Source organism: Skermanella aerolata KACC 11604 (assembly GCF_000936425.1).
In the GTDB taxonomy this organism is placed as follows: domain Bacteria; phylum Pseudomonadota; class Alphaproteobacteria; order Azospirillales; family Azospirillaceae; genus Skermanella; species Skermanella aerolata.
The window spans coordinates 101326-113143 of the sequence record NZ_AVFK01000027.1 but is presented as its reverse complement, the minus strand read 5'-3'; the positions used below and the strand labels follow the sequence as shown (position 1 = coordinate 113143).

General features: G+C 64.1%; 13 protein-coding genes. 10 read left to right on the top strand and 3 right to left on the bottom strand.

The genetic code is table 11. The annotated features are described in order from the left end of the window. The first annotated feature begins 450 nt into the window (after positions 1-450). A complete protein-coding gene (locus tag N826_RS26440; RefSeq protein ID WP_044433666.1) occupies positions 451-1128 on the top strand; it encodes a transposase in 678 nt (225 codons plus the stop codon). A gap of 34 nt (positions 1129-1162) precedes the next feature. Here N826_RS26440 and N826_RS26435 read toward each other — a convergent pair whose 3' ends face one another. Together N826_RS26435 and N826_RS26430 are read right to left on the bottom strand one after the other, a co-directional pair. Next, complete coding sequence (locus N826_RS26435) at positions 1163-2497, bottom strand: cytosine deaminase (protein WP_084721207.1); 1335 nt, start codon at positions 2495-2497, stop codon at positions 1163-1165. 358 nt (positions 2498-2855) lie between these two features. Continuing rightward, positions 2856-3662 carry a creatininase family protein gene (locus tag N826_RS26430; protein WP_044433665.1) on the bottom strand — a complete coding sequence of 269 codons (807 nt, stop codon included), beginning with the start codon at positions 3660-3662 and terminating at the stop codon, positions 2856-2858. A gap of 112 nt (positions 3663-3774) precedes the next feature. Between N826_RS26430 and N826_RS26425 the strand changes: the two genes are divergently transcribed. The 7 genes from N826_RS26425 (at position 3775) to N826_RS26395 (ending at position 9486) form a co-directional block, all read left to right on the top strand. After that, complete coding sequence (locus N826_RS26425; protein ID WP_044433664.1) at positions 3775-4569, top strand: phosphodiesterase; 795 nt, start codon at positions 3775-3777, stop codon at positions 4567-4569. Positions 4570-4609: 40 nt separating this feature from the next. After that, entirely contained in the window at positions 4610-5380 is a 771-nt protein-coding gene (locus tag N826_RS26420) for an SDR family oxidoreductase (protein WP_044433663.1), read from the top strand. 387 nt (positions 5381-5767) lie between these two features. Then, a complete protein-coding gene (gene uvrC, locus N826_RS26415; RefSeq protein WP_373866631.1) occupies positions 5768-7735 on the top strand; it encodes an excinuclease ABC subunit UvrC in 1968 nt (655 codons plus the stop codon). 45 nt (positions 7736-7780) lie between these two features. After that, entirely contained in the window at positions 7781-8413 is a 633-nt protein-coding gene (pgsA, locus tag N826_RS26410) for a CDP-diacylglycerol--glycerol-3-phosphate 3-phosphatidyltransferase (protein WP_044433661.1), read from the top strand. A gap of 27 nt (positions 8414-8440) precedes the next feature. After that, positions 8441-8692 carry a molybdopterin converting factor subunit 1 gene (moaD, locus tag N826_RS26405; RefSeq protein WP_044433659.1) on the top strand — a complete coding sequence of 84 codons (252 nt, stop codon included), beginning with the start codon at positions 8441-8443 and terminating at the stop codon, positions 8690-8692. Between the two features lie 7 nt (positions 8693-8699). Next, the gene (locus N826_RS26400) at positions 8700-9149 is read left to right on the top strand and encodes a molybdenum cofactor biosynthesis protein MoaE (protein ID WP_044433657.1); all 450 of its coding nucleotides are present in this window, start codon (positions 8700-8702) and stop codon (positions 9147-9149) included. Between the two features lie 97 nt (positions 9150-9246). Continuing rightward, positions 9247-9486, top strand: a complete 240-nt coding sequence (locus tag N826_RS26395) for a hypothetical protein (RefSeq protein WP_044433656.1) — start codon at positions 9247-9249, stop codon at positions 9484-9486. Between the two features lie 33 nt (positions 9487-9519). Here the strand turns inward: N826_RS26395 and N826_RS26390 are convergent, their stop codons facing one another. Beyond that, a complete protein-coding gene (locus tag N826_RS26390) occupies positions 9520-10419 on the bottom strand; it encodes a branched-chain amino acid aminotransferase (RefSeq protein WP_044433654.1) in 900 nt (299 codons plus the stop codon). Positions 10420-10496: 77 nt separating this feature from the next. On the opposite strand from N826_RS26390, the gene N826_RS26385 reads away from it, so the two are divergent. Then, a complete protein-coding gene (locus tag N826_RS26385; RefSeq protein WP_044433652.1) occupies positions 10497-11006 on the top strand; it encodes a MarR family winged helix-turn-helix transcriptional regulator in 510 nt (169 codons plus the stop codon). Between the two features lie 100 nt (positions 11007-11106). Continuing rightward, on the top strand, positions 11107-11790 hold the full coding sequence (locus N826_RS26380) for a response regulator (RefSeq protein ID WP_084721209.1): 684 nt from the start codon (positions 11107-11109) through the stop codon (positions 11788-11790). Positions 11791-11818: the final 28 nt, after the last annotated feature.

Here is an 11818-nt window from a genome sequence, read left to right as displayed (position 1 = left end):
CGCCGCCACCGCCACCGCCACCGCCGCCGCCGCCGCCGCCGCCGCCACCATCACCGCCCTTGGCATAGGCGGCCGGGATATCGATCAATCCGACACCCAGCGCCACCGGCAATGCCGTCAATCCGACGACCGACAAAACGGCGGCCCACCTCTTCCTTTCTGTTCCATTTCCCATCCCAACCTCCTCCAAGACATTGATTTTTCGGTCGGTCATCTTATCGCCGCACAAGCCCAAGTTGCTCTGGCACTCTGGCGGCAAACCGCAACGCTTTGGAATGAGCGGAAAATGTGCGCGGACTAAGCTGAAAAATTCGGGAATTTCCGGCCGGCCCGTCCGTCATCACCGTTTATGCTTGTCCGGAAAAGCAGTGACAGTTTACGTTTCAGATGACAACGAAGACCGGCCGCGGCTAAGTAAGCGTCGCTATCCACACAACCTCAAGGACCGTCATGGCGCGCCTCCGCCGGATCGTCATCCCGAACATGCCGCATCTGGTCACCCAACGCGGCAACCGGCAGGAGCGCACGTTCTTTAGCGACGACGACTACAAATCATACCGCCATTTGATAGCGGATGCCGCCGCCAAGGCGAGGACAGAGGTTTGGGCCTACTGCCTGATGCCCAACCACGTCCACATGATCCTGGTCCCGTCCGATGAGGACGGATTGCGGCGAACGCTGGCCGAGGCCCATCGGAACTACACGACGCGCATCAACAGGCGCAACGGCTGGACCGGGCACCTATGGCAGGGACGCTTCGGCGCGGTTCTGATGGATGAGGAGCACCTGATCGACGCTGTCAGCTACGTCTCGTTGAATCCGGTCCGCGCCGGTCTGGTCGAGAAGCCGGAGTACTGGCCGTGGTCGAGTGTCTCGGCGCATTTGCGGCGGCGGAACGACGAACTGGCGACGGTCCAGCCCGTCCTCGACCGGGTGCCCGATTTCGTCTCGCTGCTCGAACGGCAACTCCCCGATGAAGCGGTGACGGCGCTTCGGCGTGCGGAAACAATAGGCCGTCCACTCGGCAGCGAAACGTTCTTCAACGATCTGGAGAGGCGGCTGGGCTTCGTCGTCAGACCCCAGCGTCGTGGCCGCAAGCCGAAGAGCCAGCCTGACGAAGCCGGTTGAACCTTCGCCAGTCCCGTCTGGTCTCCCCTGCGCCTCACGTGAACAGCTCATCCAGCTCGCGATAATCCGGGACCTCGGCATCCAGCAGTTGTCCTGCACGCAGAACGACGCGGTCGGACTGGGGCCGTGACAGAAGTTCGCTGTAGCCTCTGGCGCGGAAGACCACGAGATCGGCGACCTGCCCCACTCCGATCCGACCGGCGCCATCAAGCCCCATGATCCCGGCCGGCGTCGCCGTCACGGCTCGGGGCCAGTCGCCGACCGGGCGGTCGAGGTGCAGGATCCGCGTTGCTTCCCGGTAGACTTCCACCATGTCGTGATCGCCGTAGCCATAGAAGGGATCGCGGCAATTGTCGGACGCGACAGCCACCGGAATGTTCCGCGCCCGCATCTCGTGGAGCAGGGTCACTCCGCGCCAGCGCGGCGTCCGGCCGGGAACCCGATCCTGAAGATAGAGGTTGCACATCGGCAGCGTGACGACGGCGATCCCGGCCTTCGCCACGAGGTCCAGGGTGCTCGCCGCCTGCTCCGGCTCCTGTGTCGCCAAGCTACAGCAATGACCGCACAGGATGCGGCGCTCGAACCGATTGCGCAGCGCCGCCTCCGCGATATGGTGGAGGCTGACGGATTCGGCGTCACCAGTCTCATCGACATGGAAATCGACGTCCAGGCCATGCTTGTCCGCCAGGGCGAAGAGCCGGTCCAACGCCTCGTCCAGCCGTGGGACCATATAGGTGACGCAGCCCAGCACGCCGCCGTGGCGGGCCACCAGTTCGGCAATTCGATCGCCCTCGTCGGTCAGATAGGTTTCCGGCGTCACGAGGCAGACAGCCTGCAAGTCGATCCGGCCTTTCCAGCGCTCGCGCATCCGGTCGAAGACAGGCCAGGATATCTCCGCCTGTCTGCCGGCCGAATCGAGATGGGTGCGGACCGCGCGGGTACCGTGCGCATACGCACATCTCAGGCCGAACTCCATGCGGGCGGTTACGTCGTCGGCGGTCCAGTTAGCATCCCGGTCCCGTGCTACGGCATCGAGAGCGCCCGCGAAGGTGCCGTCGGGATTCTCCCGGCGCGGCCAGATGTGTCCCTTGTCCAGATGGGTGTGCAGATCGACCGGGCATGGCCAGACCTGCCCGCGTTCAAGGTTGATGCCCGGACTGCAACAGGGGGCGGTCCCTCCCGGCACCACGGCGCTGATCCGGCCGTGCTCGATCCGCAGGTCGACGAAGGCGAGACCGTCGCTGTCGGCGCCCGCCCTGACCTCCGGCGAGGCATCCTCCAGCAGGCAAAGAGGTACCAGCGCTTTCTTGAGCCAGAACTTGGCGCCACGGCAGGCGCCGGTGATTGTCGCATGGAAGCGGCTGGGCATTTTCAGGCAACCGATTCTAGAATTCCAAGGGTGGGATAGAAATGTCGCGGCGCTACCAAAACGTCTCTCAGGCTGCGCCACATAACTCCGATCGGCAAGAGCGGCCATGGCCGATCGTCGCGGATTCGCACTGGAGAACGGCGAGGAAGATCGGCCTGAAAAAGGAGGGCGGGACCCATGCGGAGGGGACCAATGCCCCGCCCCCTTAAGTGAACACTCGCGGCAAAATCCGCATTAATCTCGCATGCAAACATCATACCAGTAATTATTCAAGCAATGGCATGCCTATGGACGATACATTTGCATCGAAAAGGGGCGTCATTGTGGTAGATGCCGAAAGTTCAGGCATCAAGCCGCGTCACACGCGGTCACGCAGGGCGTCGAGCGGGAAGCGGTCGACTTCTCCCAGCAATTCGACAAGGCAGTGGGCCGCATGATCGACCAGGGCGGCGCCGCGGGCGGCATCCGCATCCCGCGCATCGCCGCAGACCCCGAACAGGTTGAGGTCCTGGCTCTGCCAGCCGAAGCTGATCTTCCCCTCCGGCGTCAGGTACTTGAACTCCTGAGCCATCTCAATGCTGAGGCTGTCGAAGTTGCGCCGCTCGGCCTGCCGCACCAGTTCGGGATGCAGATGGAGCATCATGGACGTCTCGATCGCGCCGCCGTGGATGCCATGCTCGACCTCGGACGGCGGGAACAGTCCCTCGGGCAGTCCGGCGCTGAACCAGTTGCATGTCACCACGAACATCTTGAGCCGCACCCGCAGATCGCGGGCGACGATATCCATGATCTGAGGCTGGCCGCCGTGGCTGTTGAACAGAACAAGCTTGCGGATCCCGGCGCGGAAGACGCTCTCGCCGAGCTCCGTCCAGACCCGGATCAGGGTCTCGGCCGACAGCGACAGGGTTCCGGGAAACGCCTGATGCTCGTTCGACTTGCCGACGGGCATCATCGGCAGGACGAGGACAGATAGGTCGTCCGGGATCAGCGGCACGGCTTGGCTGACAATGCCGCAATTTATGGCACTGTCCGCCCAGACCGGCAGATGCGGGCCATGCTGCTCCACGGCACCGACCGGGAGCACGGCGATCGTGCGTTCGGCATCGATTCCCGCGAAATCCTTGGTCGTCAGGTCCTTCCAATAGCGACTCCGCGAAGCAGTCATGAAACCTCATCTCCCCTTGGACAGTCCGAGCGAAACCCTTTCGGGACGCCTTTCAAGGATCATCGTCTTCAAGTAGCATGCCACCGGTACGGCTCCGACGGGGAAGATTGCGATGCTCATTGCCCAGATCAGCGATCTGCATGTAGCGGCCGAAGGCGCTGATGTCGTCGGCAAGGTCGATTCGCGGGCGACGCTCGCAGCGGCCGTCGCCCGGCTCAACGCGCTTCGGCCTGCTCCGGACCTGGTCGTCATCACCGGCGATCTGGTGAATGGGCCGAAGCCGGGCGAGTACGAGGCCCTGGCGCCGCTTCTGGAATCCCTGGAGCTTCCCTGGTGCGCGATCCCCGGCAACCACGACGACCGCGCAGCCTTGCGGCGATTGTGCGCCGGGCAGCCCTGGGTGCCGCCGGAAGGCCCGTTCTTCCAGTACACGATCGACCACCTGCCGGTCCGGATCATTGCGCTGGACACCCTTGTTGCGGGCGAAGTCCCGGGGCTGCTGTGCCACCGCCGGCTGGACTGGCTGGCCGGCCGGCTGGCGGAAGCCCCAGGACGTCCGACGGTGTTGCTGATGCACCACCCACCCTACGAGATCGGGATCGGCTTCATGGACAAGCTCCGCTGCTTCGGAGTCGAGCGCCTGGGTGAGCTGGTCGAACACCACCCTGCCATCGAACGGATCCTGTGCGGCCATGTCCACCGGCCGACCTGCGTCCGCTGGCACGGGACGCTCGCCAGCACCGCTCCCGCCGTCTCGTTCCAGTTCGCGCTTGAGCTGAGCCCGGAAGCCAAGGGCCTGTGGACGCAGGAACCGCCGGGGATAGCGCTGCATTTCTGGCGGGAAGGCGCCGGCATCGTCAGCCATATCCAGCCGATCGGCGATTATCCGTGGCTCTCTACGCGTTGAAGCCCCTTGCCTGACCGGTGGGCACGGGTAGATTAACCCCATGGTTGAGATCAGAAAAAAATCCGTGTTGATCACGGGAGCGGGGAAGCGCATCGGCAAGGCCATCGCGCTGGACCTCGCGGCCCAAGGCTGGGGCGTCGCTGTTCATTACTTCACGTCCAGGGACGATGCCGACGCGGTGGTCGAGGAAATCACCCGCCAGGGTGGTCGTGCCGCGGCGGTGCAGGCCAACCTGGGCATCGAGGCGGAGACGGTGGGGCTCGTCCCGGCGGCGGTCGAGCAACTCGGTCCGCTGACGGCCTTGGTCAACAACGCCAGCGTGTTCGAGCGGGACGAGATCGACGATGCGGACCGCGAGAGCTGGGACCGCCACATGGAGACCAACCTGCGGGCACCCCTCGTGCTCTCCCAGGCCTTCGCCCGCCAATTGCCGGCGGATGAGGATGGCTGCATCGTCAACATCATCGATCAGCGGGTCTGGAACCTGACGCCGCATTTCGTCTCCTACACGCTGAGCAAGGCAGGCTTGTGGACCTTGACCCAGACCCTCGCCCTGGCCTTGGCGCCTCGAATCAGGGTCAACGGCATCGGTCCGGGTCCGACGCTGAGGAACGACCGCCAGAGCGAGGAGCACTTCGCGGCCCAGTGGGAGAACATTCCGCTCCGGCGTCCGACCGGTCCGGAGGAAATCTGCCAGGGTGTCCGCTTCATCCTGGACGCTCCTGCGCTGACCGGACAGATGATCGCACTGGATGGCGGTGAGCACTTGGGATGGGCACAGCCCGGCCGTGGATTCGTCCCAGTTGAATAAGCTGTCGCGACAGTATCCGGTAACTCGGAACTGTCACAATGGCACGTCGTCATAGCTACTCCTTCGAGTTTTGCACAACGTGCCCACCCGCCGCCGTCAGCTTCTTGTCAACCCGAAAAATGCGGCGCGACACCGTGCCAAGGGCGCTTGACAGGAAAAAACATCAACAGAATCAAACAGTTGATGTTTTTGCCTAAGTTTTGTGCAGAGGCTGAAAACCCTGAGAGATACTGCCTCCAAGCATAGTCGTCCGCAGCTTATCGACAGAGTTATCCACAGTTTCCGTGGATAGTCCGCAAGGCCGATTGAGTCGGGTACCCCATTCCCGGCCCAAACGCCCGTTCACAGGTTGACCAAGCGCGGAATACCGCCAACATGACGACAACCATGGCAGCAGATCAGACCATCCAGGAAAAGCCCGAGCCGGCGGCAGCCGCGACGCCGCAAGCTCCGCAGCCCGATGCGGCGCCTCAACAGGTCTCGCCGGCACGGCGCAGGCCGGCAGCGGGCAATCTGACGCAGGGCGCCGACGTGATCCGCAGTTACTTGCGGACCTTGCCGAACAGCCCCGGCGTCTATCGGATGATGAACGCCGACGGCGACGTGCTGTATGTCGGCAAGGCCAAGAGCCTGAAGAAGCGGGTGGTCAACTATACCCACGTCATGAAGCTGCCGACCCGTCTCCAGCGGATGGTGGCGGAGACGACGACGATGGAGTTCGTCACGACCCATACCGAGGTCGAGGCGCTGCTTCTCGAGTCGAACCTGATCAAGCGGCTGATGCCGCGCTACAACGTGCTCCTGCGGGACGACAAGTCGTTCCCCTATATCAAGATCACCCGCGGTCACGACTATCCGCAGCTGACCAAGCATCGCGGCGTCCGGGACAAGTCCGCCGACTATTTCGGCCCCTTCGCCTCGGGCAGCGCCGTCAACCGGACGGTCACGGCGCTCCAGCGCGCCTTCCAGTTGCGGAACTGCGCCGACACGGTCTACGCCACCCGGACGCGGCCCTGCCTGCAGCATCAGATCAAACGCTGCACGGCGCCCTGCGTCGGCCGGGTCACGCCGGAGGAGTACCAGTCCCAGGTATTGCAGGCGCGCGCCTTCCTGTCGGGCAAGAGCCGCGATATCCAGGCGGAGATGGCGAAGCAGATGCAGGCCGCAGCCGAGGCGCTCGACTTCGAGACCGCCGCCCGCATCCGCGACCGCATCCGCGCGCTGACCGCCACCCAGGCGCATCAGGACATCAACATCGAAGGGATCGACGACGCCGACGTGATCGCCTGCCATCAGGACGGCGGCAGCACCTGCATCCAGGTCTTCTTCTTCCGGGGCGGCAGCAACTACGGCAACCGCGCTTATTTCCCGAGCCATGACAAGAACCTGGAACTACCGGAGGTGCTCGGCGCCTTCATCAGCCAGTTCTACGACAACAAGCCGTCGCCGCGCCTGATCCTGGTCAGCCACGAACCGGCCGAGCAGGACCTGATCGCCGAGGCGCTCAGCCTGCGCGCCGGCCACAAGGTCGAACTGGTCGAGCCGAAGCGCGGCGACAAGAGGCGCCTGCTCGACCACGCCCTGGTCAACGCGAAGGAAGCGCTGGGCCGCCGGCTGTCGGAAAGCGCCTCGCAGGCCCGGCTGCTGGAAGGTGTCGCCGAACTCTTCGGCCTGGACGCCACGCCGGAGCGGATCGAGGTCTACGACAACAGCCACATCCAGGGCACCAACGCGATCGGCGCCATGATCGTCGCCGGCCCGGACGGCATGATGAAGAACAGCTACCGCAAGTTCAATATCCGCTCAGACATAGCGCCGGGCGACGACTACGGCATGATGAGGGAGGTACTGGCCCGCCGGTTCTCCCGCGCGATCAAGGAAGACCCGGACCGCGAGCGCGGCACCTGGCCCGACCTCGTCCTGATCGACGGCGGCCAGGGACAGCTCTCGGCGGCGATGGAGGTCATGAACGAACTGGACATCACGAACCTCGCCGTGGTGTCCATCGCCAAGGGACCGGACCGCAACGCCGGCCGGGAGCGCTTCTTCATGCCGGGGCGGCCGCCTTTCGGTATGGACCCGAAGGACCCCGTCCTGTATTTCCTTCAGCGTCTGCGCGACGAGGCCCACCGCTTCGCCATCGGGACCCACAGGGCGCGGCGCACCAAGGCGATCGGACAATCGGTGATCGACGAGATCCCCGGCATCGGCCCGAGCCGCAAGAAGGCGCTGCTCCACCATTTCGGTTCCGCCCGCGCCGTCGAGCGGGCCGGGCTGGCGGATCTGGAGGGAGTCGAAGGGATTAGCGGAACCGTAGCCAAAAAGATTTATGATCACTTCCACCCGGACGGCTAGAATGCCACCTATCCGCCGGACCGCCGTAATTCAGAGCCTCCTGTCATGCTGACCAGCCTGCCCAACCTGCTGACACTCTCGCGGATCGTCGTCATCCCGATCATCATCGGGCTGTTCTTCGTGCGCGAGCACTGGGCTGCCTGGGCGGCATGCGTCCTGTTTGGCGCCGCGGCGATAACGGACTATGTCGACGGCTATCTGGCGCGCTCGTGGTCGCAGGTCTCCATCGTCGGCAAGTTCCTCGACCCGATTGCCGACAAGCTGCTGGTGGCGGCGGTGCTGTTCATGCTGGTCGCCGTGGACAAGCTCAACGGCATTTCAGTTCTCCCCGCCGTCGTTATCCTGCTGCGCGAAGTGCTGGTGTCCGGCCTGCGGGAGTTCCTGGCGGGCATCCGCGTCGGCATGCCGGTCAGCAAGCTCGCCAAGTGGAAGACCGCGATCCAGATGGTGGCGCTCGGCATCCTGATCGTCGGCAACGACGGCCCGCCCTGGCTGCCGGTCGAACTGATCGGCGAGATCGGCCTGTGGGCCGCCGGATTGCTGACGCTGATCACCGGCTGGGACTACATGCAGGCCGGCTGGAAGCACATGAACGAGGAACGGGAACCGGAGCCGGAACCCACTCCGCGCCCAGGACAGCCGCACGGCACCACCGGTGCCGCGCGCAGCGTCGGCTGAAGGCGCCGGCAAACCGAAGGAACCGCCATGAAGCTGCTCTATTTCGCCTGGCTTCGGACCAAGATCGGAGTCTCCCAGGAAGATGTGGCGCCGCCGGCCGAAGTCCGCGACGTCGCCTCCCTGATCGGCTGGCTCCAGACCCGCGGCCCGAACTTCGCCGATGCGCTCAAGAACCCGTCGGTGGTACGGGTGGCGGTCAACCAGGAATATGTCCGCCCCGGCCATCCGCTGGCAGCCGGCGACGAGGTGGCACTGTTCCCGCCGGTCACGGGGGGTTGAGCGTTTCATGGCGATCCGGGTACAGGCCGATGACTTCGACATCGGCGCCGAACTGGCGGCACTGACGGAGGGCGATGCGAGCATCGGCGGCGTCACCAGCTTCATCGGACTGGTGCGGGAAATGGGCTCCGGCCCCAGCGCCATGACGCTGGAACACTATCCCGGCATGACCGAGCGGCAGCTTGCCGAGATCGAGGCGGAGGCAAACCGTCGCTGGCCGCTCCAGGCGTCGCTGATCATCCACCGCTACGGCAGGCTGGAGCCGGGCGACAGGATCGTGCTGGTCGCGACAGCCAGCAAACACCGGGAAGCCGCCTTCGAAAGCTGCCACTTCCTGATCGACTGGCTGAAGACCAGGGCGCCGTTCTGGAAGCTGGAGGAAACCGCCGAAGGCAGCCAGTGGGTCGAGGCGAAGGACAGCGACGACGCTGCCGCCGACAAATGGCAGCAGCGCTGATGGCGGCATTTTCGCGCCATTAACTTTCCATGCCATTAACTTTCCATAAGGTAACCTTGAGTAATTATCTGGCGGGTTTCACCGTCAGAGGTTTCAGATGAGCGCCGATCCAGATATCATCTGCAACATGCTCAGGAAGCTGGCCAAGCCAAGCTCCGACCTGTCATCTTACGCGACCGAAGACGCGGTCGAGACGCTGCTGGAAAATTGGAAGGCGGCGATGCGCGACGGCGTGGCGCTCCAGGGTCTCGTCGCCGACGTCGACGGCGTGATCGAGCACCTGAAGGACTTCCGTGACGGCATCGTCGCGATCTACCCCGAAGCCAAGCCGCGGTGACGGCTCAGCGGTCCCGTTCCAGGATGGAAGCCCCTACTCCGCCGCGACGTCCGTGACCGCAGCACCTCGTACAAGCCTCTCGTAGTCTTCCATCAGCGTCATGCAGATCCGGCCCGGCGTGAATGTCAGGCCGTCGATCCGGCTGACGGGAGTGACCTCCGCCGCCGTACCGGTCAGGAATATCTCATCGGCTGTTTTGAGTTCTTCCGGCATGATCGCCCGCTCGATCACCTCGATCCCGCGCTGCCTGGCCAAGCCGATCACAGTGCGGCGGGTGATGCCGTCCAGGAAACAATCCGGCGTGGGCGTATGCAGCTTGCCGCCGACCGCCATGAAGAAGTTGGCGCCAGTCGCCTCGGCGACGCGCCCGCGGTAGTCCAGCATCAGCGCATCGTGGAATCCCTCGTTTTCCGCAGTATGCTTGCTCATCGTGCAGATCATATAGAGGCCGGCGGCCTTGCTGGCGGTCGGTGCTGTGTTGGGAGCCGGCCGCGCCCATTTGCTGGTCTGGAGCCTGATGCCGGCCATGCGCGCTTCCGGCGAGAAATAGCTCGGCCATTGCCAGCAGGCGATGGCGACATGAACCGTGTTGCCTTGGGCGGCAACGCCCATCATCTCGCTGCCGCGCCATGCGACGGGGCGCACATAGGCATCGGTCAATCCCTGTGCCTCGACCACGAGGTTGGTAGCGGCATCGATCTCGGCAACGCTGTAGGGTAGCTTGAAACCGAGGATCTCTGCCGATTTCACCAGCCTTTCGGAATGTTCCGTCAACTTGAAGACGGAACCGTTGTAAACGCGCTCTCCTTCGAATACACAACTTGCATAGTGCAGGCCGTGGGTCAGCACATGGACCTTGGCATCGCGCCACGGGATCAGTTCGCCATCGAACCAGATCTGGCCATCGCGATCATCGAAGGGAAGAATGGACATCGCAAAGCACTTTCATTGTTAGATTATGTCTCGTTTTGGTGGTTCAGACGTAACATTCGGATCATATTTGTGTCAACATGGCTGACGTAAAAACCGGGGTCAATCCACTGTTCCTGCGTGAGGAGGAACTGCGCCAGGGGATAGAACTGCTGTTCTACGCCTACCGCGACTTCACCTCCGAACCCGATGCAATCCTTGGGAAAATCGGCCTGGGGCGTGCCCATCACAGGGTCATCTACTTCGTCGGACGGAACCCCGCGATCACGGTCACAGAGCTGCTATCGATTTTGCGCATAACGAAGCAGAGCCTGTCGCGTGTGCTGAGCGAACTGGTGCGCCTCGGCTTCGTCACGCAGCGGCCCGGAACGCGCGACCGCCGACAGCGGTTGCTGGAACTGACCGAGAAAGGCATCGACCTGGAGCGGCAGCTATCGGAGAACCAGCGGCAGCGGATTGCCCGTGCCTACCGCAAGGCCGGAGCGGTGGCCGTGGAAGGCTTCCGCGAGGTCATGCTGGGCATCATCGACGACGAGGACCGGCCGAAGTTCTCCGCCCGGATCGATCGCGCCGCCACCACGAAGCGCTGAGAAGACAAAACGCTGAAAAAACCGGCATCGCCGTGACAGGATGGGTTCACGGATGGAAGGGGCCGGGAAATGGGGGGAAAGCGGAATGACAGGGATCGCCATGACCGAGGAGATGCCCCACATCCTCGTGGTCGACGACGACCTCCGGCTGCGCGAGGTGCTGCGCAAGTACCTCGTCAAGAACGGCTTCATGGTGACGACGGCCCAGGACGCCGCCGATGCCCGCGCCAAGCTGGAAAGCCTCGCCTTCGACCTGCTCGTGCTGGACGTGATGATGCCTGGGGAAAGCGGCCTGGAACTGACCGAGAAGCTTCGGCGCGACAGCCAGGTGCCGATCCTGCTGCTGACCGCGCGGGGCGAACTCGACGACCGCATCGCGGGCCTCGAAGCCGGTGCCGACGACTACATGAGCAAGCCGTTCGAGCCGCGCGAACTCGTGCTGCGCATCGGCTCGATCCTGCGGCGCGTGCCGCGTCCAGTGGAACCGATGGCCGATCTCAGGATTGGACGCTGGACCTTCGTCCCCGATCGGGAGGAACTGCGCCACGGCGACGAGATCGTCCGCCTGACCAGCGCCGAGGCGGCCCTGCTCAGGGTGCTGGCGAGCCAGCCGGGCTCGATCCTGACGCGTGAGGAGTTGGCCGACCGTGCCGGGATCGTCGGCAACGCGCGGACGGTGGACGTCCAGGTCAGCCGGCTCCGCAGCAAGCTGGAAGACGACCCGCGCCTGCCGCGCTATCTCCACACCGTACGCGGCGAGGGCTATGTATTGAGATCGGAATGACCGGACCGGAATGAAGACATCACACGGA

Bases quoted from the DNA above. Each gene is read 5' to 3' on its own strand.
- N826_RS26400 (WP_044433657.1), top strand. From the start codon at position 8,700: ATGGCGATCCGGGTACAGGCCGATGACTTCGACATCGGCGCCGAACTG.
- moaD (WP_044433659.1), top strand. From the start codon at position 8,441: ATGAAGCTGCTCTATTTCGCCTGGCTTCGGACCAAGATCGGAGTCTCC.
- N826_RS26430 (WP_044433665.1), bottom strand. From the start codon at position 3,662: ATGACTGCTTCGCGGAGTCGCTATTGGAAGGACCTGACGACCAAGGAT.
- uvrC (WP_373866631.1), top strand. From the start codon at position 5,768: ATGGCAGCAGATCAGACCATCCAGGAAAAGCCCGAGCCGGCGGCAGCC.
- N826_RS26385 (WP_044433652.1), top strand. From the start codon at position 10,497: ATGGCTGACGTAAAAACCGGGGTCAATCCACTGTTCCTGCGTGAGGAG.
- N826_RS26390 (WP_044433654.1), bottom strand. From the start codon at position 10,419: ATGTCCATTCTTCCCTTCGATGATCGCGATGGCCAGATCTGGTTCGAT.
- N826_RS26395 (WP_044433656.1), top strand. From the start codon at position 9,247: ATGAGCGCCGATCCAGATATCATCTGCAACATGCTCAGGAAGCTGGCC.
- N826_RS26435 (WP_084721207.1), bottom strand. From the start codon at position 2,497: ATGCCCAGCCGCTTCCATGCGACAATCACCGGCGCCTGCCGTGGCGCC.
- N826_RS26425 (WP_044433664.1), top strand. From the start codon at position 3,775: ATGCTCATTGCCCAGATCAGCGATCTGCATGTAGCGGCCGAAGGCGCT.
- N826_RS26420 (WP_044433663.1), top strand. From the start codon at position 4,610: ATGGTTGAGATCAGAAAAAAATCCGTGTTGATCACGGGAGCGGGGAAG.
- N826_RS26440 (WP_044433666.1), top strand. From the start codon at position 451: ATGGCGCGCCTCCGCCGGATCGTCATCCCGAACATGCCGCATCTGGTC.
- N826_RS26380 (WP_084721209.1), top strand. From the start codon at position 11,107: ATGACCGAGGAGATGCCCCACATCCTCGTGGTCGACGACGACCTCCGG.
- pgsA (WP_044433661.1), top strand. From the start codon at position 7,781: ATGCTGACCAGCCTGCCCAACCTGCTGACACTCTCGCGGATCGTCGTC.